Source organism: Shinella granuli, from assembly GCF_004341885.1.
Lineage (GTDB): Bacteria > Pseudomonadota > Alphaproteobacteria > Rhizobiales > Rhizobiaceae > Shinella > Shinella granuli.
This window is the reverse complement of sequence record NZ_SLVX01000007.1, coordinates 78,812-102,862: the sequence shown is the minus strand read 5'-3', so window position 1 is coordinate 102,862 and position 24,051 is coordinate 78,812. Positions and strand designations below refer to the sequence as shown.

At 65.9% G+C, this 24,051-nt stretch carries 18 protein-coding genes; 11 read left to right on the top strand and 7 right to left on the bottom strand.

Going from position 1 to position 24,051, the window contains the following annotated elements; genetic code table 11:
* Window positions 1–25: 25 nt before the first annotated feature.
* On the bottom strand, window positions 26–796 hold the full coding sequence (locus EV665_RS13550) for a DeoR/GlpR family DNA-binding transcription regulator (RefSeq protein WP_064331817.1): 771 nt from the start codon (window positions 794–796) through the stop codon (window positions 26–28).
* Window positions 797–941: 145 nt separating this feature from the next.
* On the opposite strand from EV665_RS13550, the gene EV665_RS13545 reads away from it, so the two are divergent.
* The gene (locus tag EV665_RS13545; RefSeq protein WP_064331818.1) at window positions 942–1,712 is read left to right on the top strand and encodes an SDR family NAD(P)-dependent oxidoreductase; all 771 of its coding nucleotides are present in this window, start codon (window positions 942–944) and stop codon (window positions 1,710–1,712) included.
* A gap of 13 nt (window positions 1,713–1,725) precedes the next feature.
* Here the strand turns inward: EV665_RS13545 and acuI are convergent, their stop codons facing one another.
* On the bottom strand, window positions 1,726–2,721 hold the full coding sequence (gene acuI, locus EV665_RS13540; protein WP_133034497.1) for an acrylyl-CoA reductase (NADPH): 996 nt from the start codon (window positions 2,719–2,721) through the stop codon (window positions 1,726–1,728).
* Between the two features lie 96 nt (window positions 2,722–2,817).
* On the opposite strand from acuI, the gene EV665_RS13535 reads away from it, so the two are divergent.
* The 7 genes from EV665_RS13535 to EV665_RS13505 all read left to right on the top strand — a co-directional run bounded on the left by EV665_RS13535 (window position 2,818) and on the right by EV665_RS13505 (window position 10,193).
* On the top strand, window positions 2,818–3,711 hold the full coding sequence (locus EV665_RS13535; RefSeq protein WP_064331820.1) for a LysR family transcriptional regulator: 894 nt from the start codon (window positions 2,818–2,820) through the stop codon (window positions 3,709–3,711).
* A 180-nt stretch (window positions 3,712–3,891) separates the two neighbouring features.
* Window positions 3,892–4,371: a formate dehydrogenase subunit gamma gene (locus tag EV665_RS13530; protein ID WP_133034496.1), complete on the top strand. Its 480-nt coding sequence runs from the start codon at window positions 3,892–3,894 to the stop codon at window positions 4,369–4,371.
* Window positions 4,368–5,924, top strand: coding sequence for a formate dehydrogenase beta subunit (locus EV665_RS13525; RefSeq protein ID WP_133034495.1), 1,557 nt, complete (start codon window positions 4,368–4,370; stop codon window positions 5,922–5,924). The genes EV665_RS13530 and EV665_RS13525 overlap by 4 nt, the downstream gene beginning before the upstream one ends.
* Window positions 5,921–6,136 (top strand): DUF4287 domain-containing protein, encoded by a 216-nt coding sequence (locus EV665_RS13520; RefSeq protein ID WP_133034494.1) that lies wholly within the window; start codon window positions 5,921–5,923, stop codon window positions 6,134–6,136. The genes EV665_RS13525 and EV665_RS13520 overlap by 4 nt, the downstream gene beginning before the upstream one ends.
* A gap of 55 nt (window positions 6,137–6,191) precedes the next feature.
* A complete protein-coding gene (gene fdhF, locus EV665_RS13515) occupies window positions 6,192–9,071 on the top strand; it encodes a formate dehydrogenase subunit alpha (protein WP_133034493.1) in 2,880 nt (959 codons plus the stop codon).
* Window positions 9,072–9,080: 9 nt separating this feature from the next.
* Window positions 9,081–9,914 (top strand): formate dehydrogenase accessory sulfurtransferase FdhD, encoded by an 834-nt coding sequence (gene fdhD, locus EV665_RS13510; protein ID WP_133034492.1) that lies wholly within the window; start codon window positions 9,081–9,083, stop codon window positions 9,912–9,914.
* Window positions 9,915–9,923: 9 nt separating this feature from the next.
* Window positions 9,924–10,193, top strand: coding sequence for a formate dehydrogenase subunit delta (locus EV665_RS13505; RefSeq protein WP_133034491.1), 270 nt, complete (start codon window positions 9,924–9,926; stop codon window positions 10,191–10,193).
* Window positions 10,194–10,254: 61 nt separating this feature from the next.
* Here the strand turns inward: EV665_RS13505 and EV665_RS13500 are convergent, their stop codons facing one another.
* The 5 genes from EV665_RS13500 to EV665_RS13480 all read right to left on the bottom strand — a co-directional run bounded on the left by EV665_RS13500 (window position 10,255) and on the right by EV665_RS13480 (window position 19,774).
* A complete protein-coding gene (locus tag EV665_RS13500) occupies window positions 10,255–12,024 on the bottom strand; it encodes a methyl-accepting chemotaxis protein (protein WP_133034490.1) in 1,770 nt (589 codons plus the stop codon).
* Window positions 12,025–12,416: 392 nt separating this feature from the next.
* The gene (locus EV665_RS13495) at window positions 12,417–12,893 is read right to left on the bottom strand and encodes a chemotaxis protein CheW (RefSeq protein WP_064331827.1); all 477 of its coding nucleotides are present in this window, start codon (window positions 12,891–12,893) and stop codon (window positions 12,417–12,419) included.
* 146 nt (window positions 12,894–13,039) lie between these two features.
* Complete coding sequence (locus tag EV665_RS13490; RefSeq protein WP_133034489.1) at window positions 13,040–17,209, bottom strand: translocation/assembly module TamB domain-containing protein; 4,170 nt, start codon at window positions 17,207–17,209, stop codon at window positions 13,040–13,042.
* Between the two features lie 104 nt (window positions 17,210–17,313).
* Entirely contained in the window at window positions 17,314–19,242 is a 1,929-nt protein-coding gene (locus EV665_RS13485; protein WP_133034488.1) for an autotransporter assembly complex protein TamA, read from the bottom strand.
* A gap of 268 nt (window positions 19,243–19,510) precedes the next feature.
* A complete protein-coding gene (locus EV665_RS13480; protein ID WP_064331830.1) occupies window positions 19,511–19,774 on the bottom strand; it encodes a YMGG-like glycine zipper-containing protein in 264 nt (87 codons plus the stop codon).
* A gap of 456 nt (window positions 19,775–20,230) precedes the next feature.
* Here EV665_RS13480 and EV665_RS13475 point away from each other — a divergent pair, with 456 nt between their 5' ends.
* The 3 genes from EV665_RS13475 (at window position 20,231) to EV665_RS13465 (ending at window position 23,991) form a co-directional block, all read left to right on the top strand.
* Window positions 20,231–20,722 carry a (2Fe-2S)-binding protein gene (locus EV665_RS13475; RefSeq protein ID WP_133034487.1) on the top strand — a complete coding sequence of 164 codons (492 nt, stop codon included), beginning with the start codon at window positions 20,231–20,233 and terminating at the stop codon, window positions 20,720–20,722.
* Between the two features lie 108 nt (window positions 20,723–20,830).
* Window positions 20,831–23,182, top strand: coding sequence for a xanthine dehydrogenase family protein molybdopterin-binding subunit (locus tag EV665_RS13470; protein ID WP_133034486.1), 2,352 nt, complete (start codon window positions 20,831–20,833; stop codon window positions 23,180–23,182).
* Window positions 23,183–23,193: 11 nt separating this feature from the next.
* The gene (locus EV665_RS13465; RefSeq protein ID WP_133034485.1) at window positions 23,194–23,991 is read left to right on the top strand and encodes an FAD binding domain-containing protein; all 798 of its coding nucleotides are present in this window, start codon (window positions 23,194–23,196) and stop codon (window positions 23,989–23,991) included.
* Window positions 23,992–24,051 lie beyond the last annotated feature (60 nt).

Genomic DNA, 24,051 nt, shown 5'->3' with positions numbered 1-24,051 from the left:
CGAGTGAAAATACCGTTCCCTCCTTTCAGGCGAGCGAAGACGTCTCCACGAGACGCACGTCATGCTCCTGGCAAATGCTGCGAATGCCCTCGAAAGGACAGTTGTCGGTGATGAAGGTGTGAACCTGCGAAAGGTGGCCGATGCGAACCGGCGCGGTCCTTTCGAATTTCGTCGAATCCGAAACCAGGATGACATGACGCGCATTCGCGATGATCGCCTGCGCCACCTTCACCTCGCGATAGTCGAAGTCGAGCAGCGCGCCGTCCTCATCGATCGCGGAAACGCCAATGACGGCATAGTCCACCTTGAACTGGCGGATGAAATCGACCGCCGCCTCGCCGACGATGCCGCCGTCCGCGCCGCGCACGACGCCGCCGGCGATCACCACCTCGATCGAGGGATAGACGCGCAAACGGTTGGCGACGTTGATATTATTGGTGATGACCATCAATTCCTTGTGATCGAGCAGCGCCTCGCCCACCGCCTCCGTCGTCGTGCCGATATTGATGAAGAGCGAGGAATTGTCCGGGATCATGGCGGCGGCGGCGCGGCCGATCGCCTGTTTTTCCGGCGCGGCGATGGAGCGGCGCGCCTCGTATTTGACGTTTTCGTTGCCGCTCGGGAACAGCGCCCCGCCATGGATGCGCGTCAACACCTTGTTATCGCAGAGATCGTTGAGATCCTTGCGGATGGTCTGCGGCGTCACGGAGAAGCGTGCCGCAAGGTCTTCCACGAGCACGCGGCCCTCGGCCTTGGCGAGATCGAGGATCTCCGCCTGGCGACCTGTCAGAAACATCGGCTCCTCCCATTGCTTTCGTTTGTTTTCATAATATGCAAAAACGAAAGCACATCAATTGATCCGCCCCGCCTTCTTGGAGTGCGCCCCACTTTTTGTGATACTGGGCGGGCAGCAGGTCGCGGCCAGCATCGGAGGACAGCACATGTTTCATCCAGCCTTGTTCAAGGGGGCGAACGTCGTCGTGACGGGCGCGGGGCGCGGCATCGGCCTGGAAACCGCCCGGCAGTTCCTCGATTGCGGTGCCCATGTGCTGCTGCATGGCGGGCGCGCGGCATCCGGTCCCCTGCCCGATTTCCTGGAAGCCGCCGTCGCGGAGGCCCGTGCCCATATCGTCTATTCGGACTTCCTCGTCGAAGGCGGCATCGGGGCGATCCTGCAGCGGGTGGACAGCCTCTTCCCGCATGTCGACGTGCTGATCAACAATGCCGGCACGATGGTCGGCCGCTTCCCGGCCGCCGAGCTGACGGACGAACAGTACGAAACCATCGTGCGCCTCAACCAGACCTCCGTCGTCGAGGTGACGCGCGCGCTACTGCCCTCATTGCGCCGGGCGCCAAGCGCCGCCATCGTCAACACGGTCTCGATCTCGGCGCTCACCGGCGGCAGCCCGGGTTCGGCGATCTATTCGGCGACCAAGGCGTTCGTTTCGACCTATTCCAAGGGGCTGGCACGCGAGCTCGCGCCGGACGGCATCCGCGTCAACTGCGTCTCGCCGGGCACGATCACCACCGACTTCCATTCGCGCTATTCATCGGCCGAAAAGCTGGAGGCGACGCGCAAGACCATTCCGCTGCAGCGGCTCGGCACGGCGGAGGACTGCGCCCCCGCCTATCTCTTCCTCGCCTCCAAGGCCCTTTCCGGCTATATCACCGGCCAGGTGCTGGAGGTGAACGGCGGCCAGTTGATCTGCTGAGATCAGGCCTCGATCAGGCATTGACGTCGATGACGACGCGGCCTTTCACCTTGCCCTCGAGGATCCTGCCGGCCAGCTCCGGCAGGTCGGACAGCCGGTGCTCCACCACCATGGCCTCCAGCTTGTCCATCGGCAGGTCGGCGGCGATGCGGTTCCAGGCATCGACGCGCTGGTCGTAGGGCCGCATGACCGAATCGATGCCGAGCAGGCTGACACCACGCAGGAGGAACGGGATGACGGTGAAGGAGGGAACCGCAGCACCGGCGGCAAGGCCGACCGCGGCGACGGCGCCGTCATATTTCATCTGCTTGAGCACCCGCGCCAGCATGTCGCCGCCGACCGCATCGACGGCACCGGCCCAGCGCTCCGATTCCAGCGGCTTGCTGCTCGCCTCCGACAGCTCACCGCGGTCGACGATCGTTTCGGCACCCAGTTCCTTCAGGTAGCCCGCCGTTTCCGGCCGCCCCGTGAGGGCGGCGACCGAATAGCCGAGCCGTGCCAGCAGCGCGACCGCCACCGAGCCGACGCCGCCCGCCGCGCCCGTCACCAGCACCTCGCCCTTCAGCGGCGAGAGCCCGGCCTCTTCCAGCGCGATGACGGACATCATGGAGGTGAGCCCCGCCGTGCCGATCGCCATGGCCTGCCGGGTCGAAAGCTCCTCGGGCAGCGGCACCAGCCAGTCGGCCTTGACCTTCGCCCGCGTCGCGTACCCGCCCCACCAGACTTCGCCGACCCGCCAGCCGGTCAGCACCACCCGGTCGCCCGGCCGGTAGCGCCGATCGTCCGAGGCTTCGACCGTGCCGGCGAAATCGACGCCCGGCACATGGGGGAAGGTGCGCACAAGGCCGCCCTTGCCGCTGATGCAGAGCCCATCCTTGTAGTTGAGCGTCGAATATTCGACGGCGACGGTGACATCGCCGTCCGGAAGCCGCGAATCCTCCAGTTCCCGAACCGATGCGGAAACCGCGCCATCTGCATCCTTTTCGACCAGCAATGCCTGAAACGTCATGGCGCCCTCCTCGTGCTCATCCATTCGTCCCAGATATAGGGCGCGGGGCATTGGTGCCGCCACTGTTCTTTTGTATCAAGGACGCGGAGGCACGGGATGATAGACAAGCTCGAATACTTCATTGCGCTCGCCCGCGAGAAACATTTCGCCCGGGCGGCGGAAGAACTTGGCATCTCGCAGCCGACGCTTTCGGCGGCGATCCGCCAGCTGGAGGACCACCTGGGCGTGATGCTCGTCGTGCGCGGCTCGCGCTACCAGGGCCTGACACCGGAAGGCCAGCGCGTGCTCGAATGGGCCCGCCGCATCGTCGGCGACACGCGCACCATGCGCGAGGAGATGCGCGCGGCGCGCAAGGGCCTGTCCGGCCATATCCGCCTTGCCGCCATCCCGACGACGCTCGCCATGGTGCCGCGCATCACCGCTCCCTTCCAGGAAAAGCACCCCGACGTCACCTTCTCCATCGTCTCGACCACGTCGATCAAGATCCTCGGCCTCCTGGAGAACCTGGAGATCGACGCCGGCCTCACCTATCTGGAGAACGAGCCGCTCGGCCGCGTGACGAGCGTGCCGCTGCTGCACGAGCACTATTGCCTCGTCACCGCCAAGGGCACGCCCTTTGCCGATCGCGCGACCGTGACCTGGCAGGAAGCCGGCAGCGTTAGGCTTTGCCTATTGACCGCCGACATGCAGAACCGCCGCATCATCAACCGACACTTTGCCGAAGCCGGCGTTTCGGTGGAACCCTCGCTGGAAGCCAACTCGATGATCGTGCTGTTCTCCCATGTGCGCACGGGACGCTGGGCGAGCATCATGCCGCGAAACGTCGCAAAATCGTTTGGATTTCCTGACGAAATAAGTATGGTTTCCCTTGTCGAGCCCGAGCCGCACCATACCGTCGGCCTCGTCGCCACCCATCGCGAGCCCTTCACCCCGCTCGTATCCGCCCTGCTGCACGAAGCGCGCGTGTTGGCGGAGAAGGGGATCGATTGATAGGATTTTTCTATCGATCAACGGCTTTGCTTTATTGACCGGTCGTCTCCTGGCTGAGAAGCTGTTAGAATAACGCGTGGATCGACAGGGTTCCGGTCTTCGCCGAGCAGTTTCAATGGTATCGGCGCGACAGAACCCGGAGGCCTTGCGGTTCATTCGTGTCGGTTGGGAGGCCTGACGATGAATGTGCACGTATCCGGCAGCGATGTCGGCGCAAGAACGCTGGCGATCGTCAGCGAACTGAAGGGGCTCGAAGGGCCGCTTCTTCCCATCCTGCACGAGATCCAGGCGGAGTTCGGCTTCGTGCCGCAGGAGAGCCTGCCGGTGATCGCGCGCGAACTCAACCTGTCGCGCGCCGAGGTGCATGGCGTCGTCACCTTCTATCACGACTATCGCGACCATCCGACCGGGCGGCATGTGCTGAAGCTCTGTCGCGCCGAGGCCTGTCAGTCGATGGGCGGGAACGAGCTGGCCGAGCGCGTGAAGGCGCTGCTCGGCATCGATTTCCACCAGACGACGCTGGACGGCGCCGTCACGCTCGAACCGATCTACTGTCTCGGGCTCTGTTCCTGCGCACCCGCCGCGATGCTCGACGGCGAGGTGCATGGACGGGTCGATGCGGATCTGGCGAAGGAACTCGTCGCGGAGGCACGCCGATGACCGTTCGTCTCTACGTTCCCCGCGATGCCGCAGCCCTTGCGCTCGGTGCAGACCGCGTCGCCAAGGCCTTCTCCCGCGAGGCGGAGGCCCGCGGGCTGGACATCACGATCGTGCGCAACGGCTCGCGCGGCATGCACTGGCTGGAGCCGCTGGTCGAGGTCGAGACGGCTGAAGGCCGCATCGCCTACGGGCCCGTCAGGCCCTCCGACGTGCCCGGCCTGCTCGATGCCGGCCTGCTGGACGGCAAGGCCCACCCGCTCTGTCTTGGCGGAACGGAAGAGATTCCGTTCCTGAAGAACCAGACCCGCCTCACCTTCGCCCGCTGCGGCGTCATCGATCCCGTCTCGCTCGAGGACTACAAGACCCATGGCGGCCTCCGGGGCCTCGAAAAGGCCATCGCGATGGCGCCCGCCGACATCGTCAAGGAAGTCACCGACAGCGGCCTGCGCGGCCGCGGCGGCGCGGGCTTTCCGACGGGCATCAAATGGAAGACGGTTCTCGATGCGCCGGGTGACCAAAAATACATTGTCTGCAATGCCGACGAGGGCGACAGCGGCACCTTCGCCGACCGCATGATCATGGAGGGTGACCCCTTCGTGCTGATCGAGGGCATGGCGATCGCGGGCCTCGCCACCGGCGCCACCAAGGGTTACGTCTACACCCGTTCCGAATATCCGCACGCCGTCGCCGTGATGAACGAGGCCGTCGCCATCGCGCGCGCCGCTGGCATGCTCGGCCCGTCCGTGCTCGGCTCCGGCAGGGCGTTCGACATGGAAATCCGCGTCGGCGCCGGCGCCTATGTCTGCGGCGAGGAGACGGCGCTGCTCAACAGCCTGGAAGGCAAGCGCGGCATCGTGCGCGCCAAGCCGCCGCTGCCGGCCCTGCAGGGTTTCCTGGGCCGTCCCACGGTGGTCAACAACGTCATCTCGCTCGCCTCCGTGCCGATCGTCATGGACAAGGGCGCCGCCTATTACCGCGATTTCGGCATGGGTCGCTCGCGCGGCACGATCCCGATCCAGATCGCCGGCAACGTCCAGCATGGCGGGCTCTACGAAACCGCCTTCGGCCTGACGCTCGGCGAGATCGTCGACACGATTGGCGGCGGCACCGCCTCCGGAAGGCCGGTCCGCGCCGTCCAGGTCGGCGGCCCGCTCGGCGCCTATTTCCCGCGCGCCCTGTTCGACACGCCCTTCGACTACGAGGCCTTCGCCGCGAAGGACGGCCTCATCGGCCATGCCGGCATCACCGTCTTCGACGATACCGTCGACATGCTGAAGCAGGCGCGCTTCGCCATGGAATTCTGCGCCGTCGAAAGCTGCGGCAAGTGCACGCCCTGCCGCATCGGTTCGACGCGCGGCGTCGAGACCGCGGACAAGATCGCCCGAGGCATCGAGCCGGAGAAGAACCGCGAACTGCTCGCCGACCTCTGCAACACCATGAAGTTCGGTTCGCTCTGCGCACTCGGCGGCTTCACGCCCTATCCCGTCATGAGCGCCATGACGCATTTCCCGGAGGATTTTTCCCCGGCCCCGATGGTGGAGGCGGCGGAATGAGCGCGACGGAAAAGGTCAAGGGCCCGGCATCCTACTTCCCCTCGATCGAGAAGACCTACGGTCAGCCGATCGAGCACTGGAAAGAGATCATCCGCGCGCAGGACGGCAAGGCGCATATGCAGATCGTCACGTTCCTCAAGGAAACGCACGGCCTCGGCCATGGCCATGCCAATGCGCTCGTCGCGGCGACGCTCGCCGAGAAGACGTCGTAGAAACAAGTGAAGTCGCCGCCCACCCGCGGCGCAACGGATTGACCCGGAGGTTCCCATGCCCCTCGTTCCAGAAATCGACTTTGGCACTCCCGCCTCCCGCTCGGAAAGGATGGTGACGCTCACCATCGACGGGAACGAGATCACCGTTCCCGAGGGCACCTCCATCATGCGCGCCTCGATGGAGGCCGGCATAAAGGTGCCGAAACTCTGCGCCACCGACATGGTGGATGCCTTCGGCTCCTGCCGGCTCTGCCTCGTCGAGATCGAGGGCCGCAACGGCACGCCCGCCTCCTGCACGACCCCGGTGGCGCCCGGCCTCGTCGTCCACACCCAGACGAGCCGGCTCAAAGACATCCGCAAGGGCGTGATGGAGCTCTACATCTCCGACCACCCGCTCGACTGTCTCACCTGCGCGGCGAACGGCGACTGCGAGCTGCAGGACATGGCCGGGGCGGTCGGCCTGCGCGACGTGCGCTACGGCTACGAGGGCGACAACCACGTCAAGGCCCGCAACAACGGCGAGATCAACGCCCGCTGGATGCCGAAGGACGAATCGAACCCTTATTTCACCTACGATCCGTCGAAATGCATCGTCTGCTCGCGCTGCGTGCGGGCCTGCGAGGAGGTGCAGGGCACCTTCGCGCTGACCATCGAGGGCCGCGGCTTCGACAGCCGCGTCTCGCCCGGCATGCATGAGCATTTCCTCGAATCCGAATGCGTCTCCTGCGGCGCCTGCGTGCAGGCCTGCCCGACGGCGACGCTGACCGAGAAATCCGTCATCGAGATCGGCCAGCCGGAGCATTCCGTCGTCACGACCTGCGCCTATTGCGGCGTCGGCTGCTCCTTCAAGGCGGAAATGCGCGGCGAGGAGCTGGTGCGCATGGTGCCCTGGAAGGATGGCCAGGCGAACCGCGGCCATTCCTGCGTCAAGGGCCGCTTCGCCTATGGCTACTCGACCCACAAGGAGCGCATCCTCAACCCGATGATCCGCGAGAAGATCTCGGACCCGTGGTGCGAGGTGACCTGGGAAGAAGCCAATGCCCATGTCGCCGCCGAGTTCCGCCGCATCCAGTACCAGTACGGCCGGGATTCGATCGGCGGCATCACCTCCTCGCGCTGCACCAACGAGGAGACCTTCCTCGTCCAGAAGCTGATCCGCGCCGGCTTCGGCAACAACAATGTCGACACCTGCGCCCGCGTCTGTCATTCGCCGACGGGCTACGGCCTCGGCCAGGCCTTCGGCACCTCCGCCGGCACGCAGAATTTCGACAGCGTCGAGCACACGGATGTCGTCATCGTCATCGGCGCCAACCCGACGGACGGCCACCCGGTCTTCGCCTCGCGCCTGAAGAAGCGCCTGCGCCAGGGCGCCAAGCTGATCGTCATTGATCCGCGCCGCATCGAGCTCGTCTCCTCGCCGCACATCAAGGCGTCCTATCACCTGCCGCTGAAGCCCGGCACGAACGTCGCCGTCGTCACGGCGCTCGCCCATGTCATCGTGACGGAAGGCCTCTACGACGAAAAATTCATCCGCGAGCGCTGCGACTGGTCGGAGTTCGAGGACTGGGCCGCCTTCGTCGCCGAGCCGCGCCACAGCCCCGAGGAAACCGAAGCCTTCACCGGCGTGCCGGCGGAGACGCTGCGCGGCGCCGCCCGCCTGTTCGCCACCGGCGGCAACGGCTCGATCTATTACGGCCTCGGCGTCACCGAGCACAGCCAGGGCTCGACCACCGTCATGGCGATCGCCAACCTTGCCATGGCGACCGGCAATATCGGCCGCGAGGGCGTCGGCGTGAACCCGCTGCGCGGCCAGAACAACGTGCAGGGCTCGTGCGACATGGGCTCCTTCCCGCATGAACTGCCGGGCTACCGCCATATCTCCGACGACGCGACGCGCGAGATCTTCGAGAAGCTGTGGGGCGTGACGCTCAACAACGAACCGGGCCTGCGCATCCCCAACATGCTGGACGCCGCCGTCGAGGGCACGTTCAAGGGCCTCTACATCCAGGGCGAGGACATCCTCCAGTCCGACCCGGACACCAGGCACGTCTCCGCAGGCCTGGCCGCCATGGAATGCGTCGTCGTGCAGGACCTCTTCCTCAACGAGACGGCGAACTACGCCCATGTCTTCCTGCCGGGCTCGACCTTCCTCGAAAAGGACGGCACCTTCACCAATGCCGAGCGCCGCATCAACCGCGTGCGCCGCGTGATGACGCCGAAGAACGGCTATGCGGACTGGGAGGTCACCCAGAACCTCGCCAGGGCCATGGGCCTTGCCTGGAACTACAGCCATCCCTCCGAGATCATGGACGAGATCGCCGCGACGACGCCGAGCTTCGCCCTCGTCTCCTACGACTATCTGGAGAAGAACGGCTCGGTGCAGTGGCCCTGCAACGAGAAGAACCCGCAGGGCTCGCCGATCATGCACATCAACGGCTTCGTGCGCGGCAAGGGTAAGTTCATCCGCACGGAATATGTCGCGACGGACGAGAAGACCGGCCCGCGCTTCCCGCTGCTGCTCACCACCGGCCGCATCCTCAGCCAGTACAATGTCGGCGCCCAGACGCGGCGTACGGAAAACGTCGTCTGGCACGAGGAGGACCGGCTGGAGATCCACCCGCACGATGCGGAAAACCGCGGCATTCGCGACGGCGACTGGGTGCGCCTCGCCAGCCGCGCCGGCGAGACGACGCTGCGGGCCCTCGTCACCGATCGCGTCGCGCCGGGCGTCGTCTACACGACCTTCCACCACCCGACGACACAGGCAAACGTCATCACCACCGATTTCTCCGACTGGGCGACGAACTGTCCGGAGTATAAGGTGACCGCCGTGCAGATCTCGCCGTCGAACGGCCCGTCCGACTGGCAGATCGAATATGACGAACTGGCCCGCCGCTCGCGCCGGATCAGGGGCAAGCTGGAGGCAGCGGAGTAGGATAGCGGCGTGCCGGATTTTTCCACCACGACCAAGGTCGCCGAGATCGCCCGCCGCAACGGGCGGCTCGCGGAGGGCGAGCGCTTCGTGCCGGAGGAAACCCCGGTCGCCTTCTCCTATGCCGGCTCGACCCATGCCGTGATGATGGCGACGCCCGCCGACCTCGATGATTTCGCCGTCGGCTTCAGCCTGACGGAGGGCATCATCACCGATCCCGGCGAGATCGAGACCATCGAGGTGCTGGCCGAGGACAAGGGCATCGACGTGCAGATCCGGCTGGCGGACACGCAGAACGACGCGCTGACCGCCCGCCGCCGCCACATGGCCGGCCCCGTCGGCTGCGGGCTCTGCGGCATCGAATCGATCGAGCAGGCCGTGCGCGTGACGCCCTCGGTGCGTGCCTCCTCCCTTACGCTCAGCGAAGATGCGGTCGTCGAGGCGGTACGCCTGCTGAACGGCCAGCAGCCGCTGCACATGGTGACGCGCGCCGTGCATGGCGCCGGGTTCTACGTCCCGGGCGAAGGCCTCATCGCCGTGCGGGAGGATGTCGGCCGGCACAATGCGCTCGACAAGCTCGTCGGCGCCGCGCGGCGGGCGGGCCATGCGGGCAGCACCGGCGCCGTCGTGGTGACGAGCCGCGTTTCCGTCGAGATGGTGCAGAAGACCGCGATCATCGGCAGCCCCTTCATCATCGCCATTTCCGCGCCGACGGCGCTCGCCATCCGCACCGCCGAAGAGGCCGGCATGACGCTGATCGCGCTGGTGCGCGGCGAGGAATTCGAGATTTTCACTGGCGCGGAGCGCATCGTCTCCGGCACGCAACGCCGGATCGGCAACGGTTAGGAGACAGGAATGTCGGAAGGCAACAAGCTCGTCAGGATGGCAAACCAGATCGCCACCTTCTTCCACTCGCAGCCGGCGAGCGAGGCGGCGAACGGCGTAGCGACCCATATCAACAAGTTCTGGGAGCCGCGCATGCGCCGGCAATTCTTCGACATCGTCGACAACCATGGCGGCGAAGGGCTCGACAGCCTCGTCCTTGAGGCCGCGCCGCTGATCCACCGCCCGCCGCCAGCCGAAGTGCCGCCGGCAGCACGGGCCGGCAACGCCGCCGCCCATTGATTCCATCCCGAGAACGCGAACGGCCGGCATTGCTGCCGGCCGTTTTCATGCCGCGGTGCCCTCAGAACTCTTCCCAGTTCTCCGCTGCCGGCGCCGTGGAGCCGCGCGGCGCACGCAGGGCGCGCGCCATGGCATGAAGCTGCGATACGGGGGTGGGCGACGGCGTGCGCTGCACCGGCTGGGCGGGGTTGCCCGCAAGCCGGAACCGGCGGATGAGGGCATGCAGCGCCTCCGCCTCGCGCGCCATGGCGTGGCTTGCCGCCGTGCTCTCTTCCACCATCGCCGCATTCTGCTGCGTCGCCTGGTCCATCGCATTGACCGACTGGTTGATCTCGCGAAGCCCGGTCGATTGCTCCCGCGAAGCCTCGACGATCGCCACCACGTTGGCGTGCACGTCCTGCACCTGCACCAGGATCTCCTGAAGCGCCCGCCCCGTCTCGTCGACCAGTGCCACGCCGCTCCTGACCTGCTCGCCGGAGGTGGTGATCAGCGCCTTGATATCCTTGGCGGCGCTGGCGGACCGCTGGGCGAGCTCGCGCACTTCCTGTGCCACGACGGCGAAGCCCTTGCCCGCCTCGCCCGCCCGTGCCGCCTCGACACCGGCATTGAGCGCCAGGAGGTTGGTCTGGAAGGCGATGTCATCGATGACGCCGATGATGTTGGAGATCTCACGCGAGGACTGCTCGATCTGGCCCATCGCGTCGATCGCCTTCTTGACGACCGCGCCGGATTGTTCCGCGCCCGCCCGGGTCTTGCCGACCAGCATGCCGGCCTCGTCGGCCCGCCGGCTCGAATCGCCGACCGTCGTGGTGATCTCGTCGAGGGCGGCAGCGGTTTCCTCGACGGAAGCCGCCTGCTGCTCGGTGCGCCTCGCCAGGTCGTCGGCGGCCGAGCGGATCTGCTGCGCACCAGAGGCGATCGCATTGGCGTTGCTCTCGACCGTGCGCATCGCCTCGTGCAGGCCGGCCACCGCCTCGTTGAAGTCCTTGCGCACCGTCTCCATCGACGGCACGAAGGCCGTGGCGAGGGTCTGCGTCAGGTCCCCCTCGGCCAGCGCCTTCAGCGCACCGCCGAGCGCGTTGATCGCCGACATGCGCTCAGTCACATCCGTCGCGAACTTGACCACCTTGTAGACCCGGCCGGAAAGGTCGCGGATCGGGTTATAGGCCGCCTGGATCCAGATCTCGCGCCCGCCCTTGCCGTAACGCACGAATTCGTTGGAGATGAAGCGGCCCTCGGCCAAGCTTCTCCAGAAATCCGCATAGGCCGCGGTCTGCACATAGGCGGGGTCGCAGAACATGCGATGATGCTTGCCGCGGATTTCGGAAAGGTCATAGCCGAGCGCCGCGCAGAAATTCTCGTTGGCGGTCAGGATCTCGCCGGTCGGCGTGAATTCGATCACCGCCTGCGAGCGGGCGATCGCGTCGAGCTTGCTGGCATCCTCCGCCGCCCGCTTCCTCGCCTCTGTGATGTCGGAGGCGAACTTGACGACCTTGTAGGGTTTGCCACCGCGGAAGACCGGATTGTAGGTCGCCTGGATCCAGATCTCGCCGCCGTCCTTGCGCAGACGCTTGTAGCTGTTCGAATCGTATTCGCCCCGCGCCAGCCGCGCCCAGAACTGGCGGTATTCCTCGCTGGCCGTATAGGCCGCCTCGCAGAACATGCGATGATGCTTGCCGACGATCTCCTTCAGCTCGTAGCCGAGCGTCCGGCAGAAGTTCTCGTTGGCGGTCAGGATCGTACCGGTGAGATCGAACTGGATCACGGCCTGCGAGCGCGACAGCGCGTCGAAGATATGGCCCGCATCCATGGATTTTGCGAATGAAAGCATGACCTGTCCCTCTGTGCGATGCCGCGGCCGGGATTGCGCGCATGGCGATCCTCATGTGTTGACACTCAGGCGCGGACGCCGCGGCGATCGCGCACTGGCAGCGGTGAAAACAATCTTCGCGAGAGGCTTCATGCCGGAGCGAAGAAATGCGCATCTACAATCAAAGATGGCATTGCAGGCTTAAAAATCCATGAAAATCGAACGGCAAGATTATGAAGATACTATATAACAATGCCTTACGCCTGATCCTGGAGCTCGGAACTCAAGTTACGTTAGGTGAGCTCCATCCTGCGCATAAGCAAACTATCGGTAAAGTTGCATAAAAAACCGGCAACAAAAAACCGCCGGACAATCGCACGGCGGCTCTTTATTCCAACGATGTTCGGGACGGGTCAGGCCGCCATGTCTTCCACGTCGCGCTCCTTGAACATGCGCGCCAGGTTGAGGAAGCAGATCATGCCGTTCTCATGGGCGATGATGCCTTCCGCATAGACCTTGTCGAAGGAGGTCGTCACTTCCGGCACCGGCTGGATCTGCTCGCTGCGGATGGTGAGGATGTCGGAGACGCGATCGACGACGAGGCCGACGACCATGCTGTGCACTTCGGCAACCACGATGGCGCTGCGCTCGTTCGCTTCGGTGCTCTTCATGCCGAGCTTGTGGGCGAGATCGATGATCGGGATCACGGTGCCGCGCAGGTTCATCACGCCGATGACATCAGGCGGGGAATGCGGGATCGGCGTGGACGGTGCCCAGCCGCGGATTTCGCGGATCGTCGTCGTCTTCACACAGAATTCCTGATCGTGCAGGCGGAATGCGATGATTTCGAGCGTGTCGCCGGCAAAGCCGGCCGTCTTGATGGAGGTCATCGGGGTCTTTCCAGTTTCATCTGCTTCGTGCCCCGATCCTATGCACGGCCTGGTTAAAATCTTTCAAACGCGCCGCGGTTTGTTGCGCCCCGCATGCAAAAGGCCCCGCGTCACCGCGAAAGCACCCGGCAGCCTCCGCCGTGCCCTCAATATTCCTTCTCGTAGAAGATGCCCGCTCCCGCGCTGCCACCGCTGCCGGCCTCGCCGCGCAGCTTCAGGCCGCGGCCGACATCGAGGTTGATGACCGCCTTGGCGCCGTTCGTCTCCGGGTCCTGCTTCAGCTCGATATAGGTTCGCTCGTTGAGATACTTCCCCGCCGAGACCGCCGCCCGGCCTTCCGCATCCGTCGTGATGTCTAGATCGTCAACGCCGAGCTTGCTGCGCAGGCTGTCGAGCAGGCCGGTCGAGCTGCCGCCGGCAAGCTGGCTGGCAGCCGAGGCGAGCTGGGCGATCTGCACCGCCGAAAGGTTCGACATCGAGCGGTTGAAGATGAGCTGCGCCAGGATCTCATCCTGCGGCAGCGAGGGCGAGGAGGCGAAAGTGACCGTCGGGTTGTTGGCAAGGCCGGCCACCGTCACCGTGATTTCCGTCGAGCCGACCGTGCTGCCGGCCACCAGATTGACCGTCGGCACGAGCCCCCCCGCAAAGCCGATATGGGCGCTGGTGAAGTCGAGGCGGCGCGTCAGGATCTCCATGCGCCCGCGCTCCAGTTCGAAACCGCCTGACACGACCGGCGCGGCGGAGGTGCCGGTGATCTTCAGGCTGCCGCCGAGTTCCGCATTGATGCCCCGGCCGCGCACGAAGAGCTGGCCCGGCGCCTCGATGGTAAGGTCCAGCGCGATGCCGCGCGAGGCGCCGCTGCTGCCCTGGTCACGCTGCACGTCCGCCGTCATGCGCTTGACATCGGCGGGCGCGTTGCGGTGCTTGATGTCGATTTCGGAGAGCGAGGCCGGCAGTTTCTGCGGAATGGTGATGTTCGCCTTGTTGATGCGCAGCTTGCCGCCGAGCGAAAGTCCGGCCACCGGCCCCTTCAGCGTCAGGTCGCCCGCGACATTCGCCGTCACCAGCGTGCCGTCGACATAGGTGATGTCGCCGAGCTTGACGGCGACATCCACCGGAAAACCGCTCGCCGGATCGATGCCCACGCGCCCGCTGGCCGAAAGCTGGCCGCCGCTGGCGAGCCGGCCGGAAACCGTCTCGATCACCGCCTGCCGCCCGTCCATGGTGACGCGGATCGTCAGGTTCTCCACCGCGAGGTTGCGGCGCACATCGACGAGCCGCGCGCCGCCGGCCGTGATGCTGCCGGTGATCGAGGGCGCGGCCGCCGTGCCGCCGATGGAGACATCGACATCGGCATTGCCGGTCAGGACGAAGCCCTGGGCGGAAAGCTGGCCCTGCAGCAGGCCGAACGGCACCGTACCGTTGAACTTGAGCCCGAGCGGCGTCGCCCCACCGATGCCGACGGTGCCGCCGCCGCGGAAGGAGAGGCCGCCGCCGCCCGAAAGCACCGTATCGAGCCGCACCTGGTTGTTGGAATATTCACCCTTGGCATTGATGGAAAGCACCCCGATGCCTGCGCCGCGGGTCTGGCTCGTCGCCGCCCCGTCCCAGTCCAGCGCATAAGTGACGACCGGCGCCGACGCGCGGCCCTTCACCGTGACCGTGCCGTCGATCGTGCCCTCCGCACCGAGGCCGGCGGCGAAATTGTTGACGAGCGCAGCCGGCAGCGCCGTAAGGCGGGCGGACAGATCCAGCGTCTCGCCCGCCCGGCCGGAGACCGCGATGGAGCCGCGGCCGGCCTGGATCGTCAGCCCGTCGAGCGCGGCGACACCGTTGACAACACCGATCGTCGTCGGCTTGGCCAGTTTCAAGGCGATGCCCCGCGGTGCCGCCTCGAAGGCCTCAAGGGCGACATCCAGCCCGCCGTCGCGCTGGATGACCTTGCCCTTCGTCAGAAGCGGCGCGTCGTCGAGGCGGCCGGTCAGGTCGAAATTGCTCGCCTGCCCTTCGCGTGAAAAGTCGAGCTTCAGCGCGTCCAGCCGGTTCTCGCCCGAAGCGACCCGCTCGGCGCGCACCGTGCCTGATATCGCGGCGGTGGCGAGATCGGCAATGGTGAGATCGACGACCGGCCTGGTGATGCTCAGCGTATCGCGCCGGATGGCGGAGCCCGAAGCCTGGATGGTCGCGGACGTCCTGCCATTGCCGGTCGCGATTTCCACCTGACCGGAAAGATCGCCGGCCGCCTGCTGCCCCGCCATGGCGGCGAGCAGGCCGAGATCGGGGAAATCGAAGCGGATCGTGCCATCAGGCATGAAGTTCTCCGCCAGCGCGAGCGAGCCCTTCAGCGTGTTCGGGCCGATCTCCGCCTCCAGTACCGGCACGGAGATGCGCCCGCCCTGCGAGGTGATGCTGGAGCGCACATTGATCGGCTGGCCGTCGAGCGCACCGGTCGCCGTCAGCTCGCCGGACGGGCTGTCGGCGACGGCCTTGCCGGTCAGCGTCACGACGAGGTCGCTGAGCGTGCGGCCGGAGAGGGTCGCCCCGCTCGACGTGACCTTGGCGGACACATCGAGCCCCGCGACGGGGCCGGTGGCGGAGAGTTCGAAGGCCGCCTCACCCGCCGCATCGGCGAGCAGCTTGCCGAGGTCCAGCACCTTGCCGGTCAGCGCGGCATCGAGCGTGCCGTTGCCGAGCGAGACCGTGCCCGCCGTCTCCAGCGTGCCGGACTTGACCTGGAGGCCGGAAACCTGAACGGCGCCGTCACCCGCCACCTGGACCCGCCCCTCCATCGCGATCGTCGTGTCGAACTTGCCGGCCAGCGCCGGCGGCAGCACGGCAGGCAGCGCGAAGAGGCGGAAATTGACGTCGGCCTCCCGGCTCGCCAGCCCGTAGCGGCCGGAGAGCGTGCCGCCGATGCTGGCGCTTTCGAGCGTCGCGGGATCGAAGGCGATCTCATCCGGCGAGATATTCAGCGTCGCGATCAGCTTCGCCGGCCCCTTCACCATGCGGTCGAGATCGGCGTTGGCAAAGGCCGTCAGCCCGGTTTCGAGCGTCGCGTCGATGCGGCCGGACTGGCTTGCGACGTTGAAGGCATCGCTCCTGGCCGTCAGGCGGATGTTCTCCACCCGGCCGGCCGGCAGTTCGGCGGAAACCACGGTGGCATTGGCCTCAAGCGCCGCAGCGCTCGCCTCGCCGGTCAGCGAGATATCGGCGCCCTCGATCAGCACGCGCGCATCGCCCTCGGCAAGCGGCCAGCGGAAATCGATCGGCCCGTCCTTGCCGGAAAGCTTGACGTCGAGATCGTTCGCGCCCTTGGCACTGACGGTGCCCGAGGCGGCCAGCGTCATGGCGCCCGTCGAGATCGAACCCTTCTCGATGCGCAGCATGTCCGAACCATCGAAGGCGGCCACAACATCGATGCCCGTGTCGCCGGCAAAGAGCGGGCGAAGCTGCGGCGGCATCAGCGCGTCGAAGGTGCCGCCGCCAATGAGGGCGATCGTGTGCAGGCCGTTCGCCGAAAGATCGTGGCGGCCGTCGACCCTCAGCATTTCCGTGCCGTCGAGCGATGCGGACAGCCGGCCCGTCCATTGCGAGAGCGGGCCGTCCCCCGTCAGGCGGATCGCCACGGCGGGGTCGTTCGGCAGCTTGAGCAGCGCTGCGAGCAGCCCGCCCTGCGGCTCGGCGACGTCGGCTTCGAGGCGAAGCTCGTTACCGGCCGGATTGAAGACGATGTCGGCGGCGACCCGGGCATCCGGCCGCGCCTTCTCGGAAGCCGAAAGTTTTATCGCGACGCTCTCGGCGGTCGCATCGCCGCTGCCGGCAACGACGATGCGCTGGTCCCGCCCGGCGACCGTGCCGGAGACGAAAAGCTCCGGGATCGCCAGCGCGCCGACATGCACCTCCACCGGCAGGGTGAACGGTTTGTCCGATGGCTCCGCATCGGCCTTCGGCTCCGGCAGGCGCAGCAGGGAAACGGAAGAGGCGGAGACGCGCTCGGCCTCGAAGCTGAAGAACAGAAGCTCCCAGGGCGACCAGTCGACGGCAAGGTCGCGGATTTCCGCATAGGTGCCCTTCGCGTCCCCCACCGTGATCGTGCCGGCCCGGAGCTTGCCCGTGAGCAGGCCCGAGGGCTCGCTGATCGAGATCACCTGCCCGCTCGCCGCGGCGATCTTTTCCACCTGCGAGACGGCAAAACGCGCGCCCGCATCGGTAAAACCGACGAAACCGATGACCGCGACAAGAAGAACCAGGAGAATGGCAAGGCCATAACCGAGATAACGGAGCGTGGCGCGGAGAATTCGGGACAGCCTGTTCATGCCTTATCCATTTCGCGTGCGAAGAGCGCAAGGAATCGCTCCGGTCCGTCTTGAATCTGAATCGCGCGGCCGATCAAGAGTCTAGACGAAAATTGAGGCGACAGTCAGAAGGATTGGCCGATGCCGGCATAGACGCCGAAGGAGGTGCCGCCGGGATATTTCTTCAGCGGCACGGCGACATCGAGACGCAGCGGCCCGAACGGCGTCGCATAGCGCAGGCCGATGCCCGCACCGGCCCGGATGTCCTTGAAATCGGGCACTTTGTCGGTCGAGACCGTGCCGACGTCGATGAAGGGCACGACGCCGATCGTCTCGGTGACGCCGATGCGCGCCTCGGCCGTGGCCGCGACATAGGAACGACCGCCGAGCAGCTTGTTGCGGCCGTCGCGCGGCGAGATCTCCTGGTAACCGTAGCCGCGCACCGTGCCGCCGCCGCCGAGGAAGAAGCGCCGCGTCGCCGGAATGTCCGAGAGTTCGTCGCCGCCGATGATCGTGCCGGCGGCAAGCTTCCCCGCCAGCACGAAGCGTTTCTCCTCGCCGAACGCCTGGTAACCGGTGATCGCGCCTTCGAAGCTGGAGAAGAAGGTGCCGCGCTCGATCTCGTAGCTCGGCTTCGCACTGATCATCGCGCGATAACCCTCGGTCGGGTTCAGCTTGTCGTCGCGCGTGTCGCGCACATATTCGATCGGGATGGCGAGCGTGAGGTACTTGTTCTTGCCGAAGGCATCCTCGACATCGCTCCACATAACCTCGCCGCCCGCACTGACCGTGTCCCTGTCGGAAAGCTCGACGCTGACGCCGGCGGCGGCCGTGGTGGTGAACGCCTTGTAGGCATCGGGATCGACGATCGAGGCCTTGAGGCTGGCATTGAAGGTCGAGGCCGGCCCGAACGCCCCGGGCTTGGAGAAGAGGATGCCCACCGAATAGTCGAGATTGCCGATATCCGACTCGCCGATCCGGTTGACCGACCCTTCGAGGCGCAGGGATTCGGCCTGGCCGAAAAGATTGCGGTGGCCCCAGTAGCCCTGCAGGCCCAGGCCGTCCGTGTTCGAATATTGCGCGCCGACGCCGAAATAGCGGTGCTTGCCTTCGGAGACCTCGATGGTCATCGGCAGCGAACCGTCCGGCGCCAGCTTGTCGGCCTCGCGGATCGTCACGCTGGAGAAGACGCCGAGCGTGCGAAGCCGCTCGGCCGCCTTGGTGAGCGCTTCCGGCGAATAGGGCTGGCCGGCATTGATGCGCGAATAGCGCTGCACGAAATCCGGATCGACCGTCTTGGTGCCGGAAACGCCGACCTCGCCGACGGGCGCGACCGGCCCGCCCTCGGCCGCGATCACCACGTCGACGGTCTGCGTCTTGTGGTCCGCCGTCGCGTTGCGCTCGGTGAGCCTGGCCAGCGGCCGGCCTTCGGCCTTCAGGTCGACGACGACCTTTTCGCCGGCCTTCAGGATGAGGGTGGAATCGGCCCGCGCGCCGGGCACCAGCCCGTAATCGGCCGGATTGCGCCCCTCCGCATCGCCGGAAAAGGCGACCTCGCCGAAGGTGAAGGCCGGACCGGGCTCGACGCTGATCGTCACCGGAACGGCGCCACGCTGGTTGAATTCGGGGTTGGGCGGCAGCGAATCGAGGTCCCGCCCGCCGACCGTCACGGTCACCACGCCGCCGTAGCGGGCCTTTTCATAAAGCGCGGCGAGGATGCGGTCGCGGTCGTCGCGCGCCTTGATGACGAGGCCGAGATCGCCGGAGACCGGCGTTCCCTCGTCCTGCTTGAGACGCGCGGTGTTCTCGATCGCTTGCTTGAGATCGTCGTCGTCCGTGCCGGGATCGAGCGTCAGCGTGTAGTTCACGGGATCGATGACGGCGGCGGCCGCCTCCTCGTCGTCACCCTCGAAGAACTTCATGCCGAAGAGCTCGAAGGCAGAGGCTGGCGGAGCCGACAAGGGACCGCACACCAGCGCAGCAGCAACCGCGAGCGCGGTGCCAGCTCTCAGAAACGCAATACTCTTTTCCGGCCGGTTCACTTTATCCCGCATCCGCAGCTATCCGTCGCCTTTCTCCTTCAGGTGCGGTGCGCGCGGCGGACCGACAGCTTTCCGTCACAGACTTCAGGCGCCCCGTCTCATACGGAGCTTTCAGGCAGGAAAAGACCCTAACGCGTTAGGTTTTCCGTAATGTTAACGGCGGTTTTACACGGATGGAGACAAGATTTGAAGCACCGCAGCGGTGATTTTACGCCACACCCGTAAAAGCAAAAGCCCCGGAGACACTCCGGGGCTTCGCATAGGTTGCATGAACCGACTATCAGTAACCTGACGGGCAACGGTCGATGTAGCGGCGGCCATAGCGGTCACGGTAGTAGCACTGGCCCGGCTGTTCGGAGACGCTGCCGATGACAGCACCCGAGACACCGCCGATGGCCGCGCCGACGGCGGCACCGCGCACGTTACCCGTAACCGCGCCACCGATGATCGCGCCGGAGACGGCGCCGATACCCGCACCCTTTTCGGTCTGCGTGCAGCTGGCCACGGCCAGGCCGACCAGAACGAGCGCAATGACTTTCTTCATGAAGATGTTCTCCAAAGTTGAGCGGCGGCCACGTTTGCCGGGTCCGCCCTATCCCCTTCTACTCAGGCAACATACCCCGGCCGTCTTCAACGGTCAGGTTTGTCCAAGGTCGAAAATATACCCGGAAATCGGGAAGTCCATGGCATTGAAGTATTTTTTTGGCGTGCGAATAAATATCGTTTCCATTTCGTTTGATTGGCCCCGACACTTCGACCGGTCACGAGAAATTTCGCGGTTGCCTGAAAGTACCGGTTGATCGCCGCCGCAAAAAGTCAAATGATATGACTGTTGATGCCGCACCGGCGGTCGGAGGAACGGCCGGCGGCATTCCCGCTACGAATACAGTGCAGACAATGCTGGTGTCGTTTGATCCCAGGCCCGCGTCGTGAGGACGCCCGCTGCATGTGACGTCGGATCGATCGCCCCAGCGGACAATGAACCGCCAGGGAGGAACGCATGGCGAAAGTGGCAATGACCGTCAACGGCCGGAAGGTGAGCCGCGAGTGCGAGGACCGCACGCTGCTCGTTCATTTCATCCGCGACCAGCTCAGTCTTACCGGAACCCATGTCGGCTGCGATACGTCCCAGTGCGGGGCCTGCGTCGTGCATATGGACGGCAAGGCGGTGAAGAGCTGTTCGATCCTGGCAGCCCAGGCCGCCGGCGCCGAGATCCTCACCATCGAGGGCCTTGCGGCCAATGGCGAGCTGCACCCCGTCCAGGCCGCCTTCAAGGCCAATCACGGCCTGCAATGCGGCTTCTGTACGCCCGGCATGGTGATGAGTGCGGTCGACATGATCAACCGCTACGGCGCAAGGCTCGACGAGAAGACGGTGCGGGAAAACCTCGAAGGCAATATCTGTCGATGCACCGGCTACCACAACATCGTGAAAGCCATCCTGGCCGCCGCCGCGGAAATGGGCGCGGCAGGCCGGCAGGCAGCGGAATAGGCGTTAGGCAATAGGCAGTAGCCAGCAGGGCGGCCAATTGCGCGACGGTGAAATCCCCAGCGCCTATTGGCTAAAGCCTACTGCCTCACTTCTCTGGAGGAGATGAAGATGGGTGTCGAAGGCATCGGCGCGCGTGTCGCGCGAAAGGAAGACAAGCGGTTTCTCATGGGCCAGGGCCGCTACACGGACGACATGTCCGTGCCGGGCATGCGTTATGCGGCCTTCGTGCGCTCGCCGCATGCGCACGCGAAGATCAGGAGCATCGATACGTCGGCGGCGAAGGACATGCCCGGCGTCATCGCCGTGCTCACCGGCAGAGAGATGCTCGACGACGGCATCGGCAACCTGATCTGCGGCTGGATGATCCATTCCAAGGACGGTTCGCCGATGAAGATGGGCGCCTGGCGGCCGATCGCGCACGAGACGGTGCGCTATGTCGGCGACGCCGTCGCCGTGGTTGTCGCCGACAGCATGGGCGAAGCGCGCGATGCGGCCGAGGCCGTCCTCGTCGACTACGAGGTGCTGCCGGCCGTCACCGACGCCGTCAGGGCACTTGAAGCCGGCCAGCCGCAGCTCCACCCCGAGGCGCCCGGCAACCTCATCTTCGACTGGCAGCTCGGCGATTCCGACGCCACCGATGCGGCCATCGCCGCGGCCGCCCATGTCACGGAGATGCGGATCGTCAACAACCGGCTCGCGCCGAACCCGATGGAACCGCGCGCCGCGCTCGGCATCTATGATTCCGCCGAGGACCACTACACCTGCTACACGACCAGCCAGAACCCGCATGTCGCCCGCCTCGTCATGAGCGCCTTCTACAATGTCGCGCCGGAAAACAAGCTGCGGGTCATCGCCCCGGATGTCGGCGGCGGTTTCGGCTCGAAGATCTTCATCTATCCGGAGGAGATCGTCTGTCTGTGGGCGTCCAAGCGCGCGGGCGTGCCGGTGAAATGGACGAGCGACCGCACCGAGGCCTTCCTCACCGATGCGCACGGCCGCGACCATGTCTCGACCGTCAAGATGGCCTTCGATGCCGACAACCGCATCACGGCCCTGAAGGTCGACACGATCGCCAATTTCGGCGCCTACATGTCGCTCTTCTCCTCCTCGGTGCCGACCTATCTCTATGCCACCCTGCTCTCCGGCCAGTACGCCATCCCGGCCATCCATGCCAATGTGCGTGCGGTCTACACCAACACCGCCGCCGTCGACGCCTATCGCGGCGCCGGCCGGCCGGAAGCGACCTACCTGCTCGAACGCACCGTGGAGACGGCCGCGCGCGAACTCGGCGTCTCGCCGGCGGAGCTTCGCCGCATCAATTTCATCCGCGCCTTCCCCCACCAGACGCCCGTCATCATGAATTATGACGCCGGCGACTACGAGGCCTCGCTGGAAGCCGCCATGGCGGCCGCCGACTGGAACGGCTTTCCCGCCCGCAAGGCGGAAGCCGCAAGCCGCGGCATGAAGCGGGGCATCGGCATGAGCTGCTATATCGAGGCCTGCGGCATCGCGCCGTCGGCGGCGGTCGGCTCGCTCGGTGCCGGCGTCGGCCTCTGGGAATCGGCCGAGGTGCGCGTCAACGCCGTCGGCACGATCGAGGTTCTGACCGGCTCGCACAGCCACGGCCAGGGCCATGAGACGACCTTCGCCCAGCTCGTCGCCGAACGCTTCGGCGTGCCGATCGACAGCGTCTCCATCGTGCACGGCGACACCGACAAGGTGCAGATGGGCATGGGCACCTACGGCTCGCGCTCCGGCGCCGTCGGCATGTCCGCCATCGTCAAGGCGCTCGACAAGGTGGAGGCCAAGGCCAAGAAGATCGCCGCCCACCTGATGGAGGCCGACGAGAGCGACATCGTCATCGAGAACGGCGCGCTGAAGGTCGCCGGCACGGACAAGTCGGTGCCGTGGTTCCAGATGGCGCTGGCCGCCTATACCGCGCACAACCTGCCCTCCGGCATGGAGCCGGGCCTTAAGGAAGGCGCCTTCTACGACCCGTCCAACTTCACCTTCCCGGCCGGCTGCTACATCGCGGAAGTCGAGGTCGATCCGGAAACCGGCAAGACGACGATCGTCCAGTTCGTCGCCGCCGACGATTTCGGCAACATCATCAACCCGATGATCGTCGAGGGCCAGGTGCATGGCGGCATCGCCCAGGGCATCGGCCAGGCGCTGCTCGAAGGCGTGCACTACGATCCGGAGACGGGCCAGCTTCTCACGGCGAGCTACATGGACTACACCATGCCGCGTGCCGACGACCTGCCCTCCTTCAAGGTCTCGCACCAGGTGACGCCCTGCCCGGGCAATCCGCTCGGCATCAAGGGCTGCGGCGAGGCCGGCGCCATCGGCTCGCCGCCGGCGCTGATCAACGCCATCACCGACGCCATCGGCAACAATGACCTCACCATGCCGGCAACGCCCCAGAAGGTCTGGGCGGCGGCGCTGGCCGCCGGCAACTGACGGAGGACGCCATGTACGCCACGAATTACCATCGCCCCTCCTCGATCGCCGAGGCCGTCGCCCTGCAGTCCGCTTCCAATGAGGCGAAATACGTCTCCGGCGGCATGACGCTGATTCCCACCATGAAACAGCGCCTCGCCGCCCCGTCCGATCTCGTCGATCTCCGCCACATCGCGGAGTTGAAGGGCATCTCCGTCAACGCCAGCCGGGTGCGCATCGGGGCCGGCACGACGCATGCCGAGGTCTCGGCCTCGCCCGAGCTTGCGGCCGCCTGCCCGGCGATCTGCCACCTCGCCGCCCATATCGGCGACCCGCATGTGCGGCATATGGGCACGATCGGCGGCTCCATCGCCAACAACGACCCGGCCGCCGACTACCCCTCCGCCATGCTGGCGCTGGGCGCGACGATCGTCACCAATGCCAGGGAGATTCCGGCCGACGACTTCTTCACCGGCCTCTTCGAGACGGCGCTGGAAGACGGCGACATCGTCGTCGCGGTGACCTTCGACATGCCTGCGAAAGCCGCCTATTCCAAGTTCCCGAACCCGGCCTCGCGTTATGCCATGACCGGCGTCTTCGTGGCGAAGGCGCAGGACGGCAGCGTGCGGGTGGCGGTGACAGGCGCCGGCGCCAACGGCGTCTTCCGCCATGCCGGGCTGGAAGCCGCGCTTTCCGCCGACTGGTCAGCCGATGCCGCAGCGGGCGTGACCGTCGATGCCGGCGACCTGCTCTCGGACATCCACGGCAGCGCGGAATATCGCGCCAATCTCGTGAAGGTCATGGCCAAGCGCGCCGTCGCCGCCGCCTGACCCCTCGAAAAACTTGAAACTGTTCGATTAAAAGGACGGTTGAGGCCGTCCTTTTTTCAT

Excerpts from the sequence above, each read along its gene's own strand:
- EV665_RS13530 (WP_133034496.1), top strand. The coding sequence starts at position 3,892 with ATGAATGTGCACGTATCCGGCAGCGATGTCGGCGCAAGAACGCTGGCG.
- EV665_RS13485 (WP_133034488.1), bottom strand. The coding sequence starts at position 19,242 with ATGCGGGATAAAGTGAACCGGCCGGAAAAGAGTATTGCGTTTCTGAGA.
- EV665_RS13535 (WP_064331820.1), top strand. The coding sequence starts at position 2,818 with ATGATAGACAAGCTCGAATACTTCATTGCGCTCGCCCGCGAGAAACAT.
- EV665_RS13480 (WP_064331830.1), bottom strand. The coding sequence starts at position 19,774 with ATGAAGAAAGTCATTGCGCTCGTTCTGGTCGGCCTGGCCGTGGCCAGC.
- EV665_RS13550 (WP_064331817.1), bottom strand. The coding sequence starts at position 796 with ATGTTTCTGACAGGTCGCCAGGCGGAGATCCTCGATCTCGCCAAGGCC.
- fdhF (WP_133034493.1), top strand. The coding sequence starts at position 6,192 with ATGCCCCTCGTTCCAGAAATCGACTTTGGCACTCCCGCCTCCCGCTCG.
- EV665_RS13470 (WP_133034486.1), top strand. The coding sequence starts at position 20,831 with ATGGGTGTCGAAGGCATCGGCGCGCGTGTCGCGCGAAAGGAAGACAAG.
- EV665_RS13475 (WP_133034487.1), top strand. The coding sequence starts at position 20,231 with ATGGCGAAAGTGGCAATGACCGTCAACGGCCGGAAGGTGAGCCGCGAG.
- EV665_RS13505 (WP_133034491.1), top strand. The coding sequence starts at position 9,924 with ATGTCGGAAGGCAACAAGCTCGTCAGGATGGCAAACCAGATCGCCACC.
- EV665_RS13490 (WP_133034489.1), bottom strand. The coding sequence starts at position 17,209 with ATGAACAGGCTGTCCCGAATTCTCCGCGCCACGCTCCGTTATCTCGGT.
- EV665_RS13465 (WP_133034485.1), top strand. The coding sequence starts at position 23,194 with ATGTACGCCACGAATTACCATCGCCCCTCCTCGATCGCCGAGGCCGTC.
- EV665_RS13500 (WP_133034490.1), bottom strand. The coding sequence starts at position 12,024 with ATGCTTTCATTCGCAAAATCCATGGATGCGGGCCATATCTTCGACGCG.
- EV665_RS13495 (WP_064331827.1), bottom strand. The coding sequence starts at position 12,893 with ATGACCTCCATCAAGACGGCCGGCTTTGCCGGCGACACGCTCGAAATC.
- acuI (WP_133034497.1), bottom strand. The coding sequence starts at position 2,721 with ATGACGTTTCAGGCATTGCTGGTCGAAAAGGATGCAGATGGCGCGGTT.
- EV665_RS13545 (WP_064331818.1), top strand. The coding sequence starts at position 942 with ATGTTTCATCCAGCCTTGTTCAAGGGGGCGAACGTCGTCGTGACGGGC.
- EV665_RS13520 (WP_133034494.1), top strand. The coding sequence starts at position 5,921 with ATGAGCGCGACGGAAAAGGTCAAGGGCCCGGCATCCTACTTCCCCTCG.
- EV665_RS13525 (WP_133034495.1), top strand. The coding sequence starts at position 4,368 with ATGACCGTTCGTCTCTACGTTCCCCGCGATGCCGCAGCCCTTGCGCTC.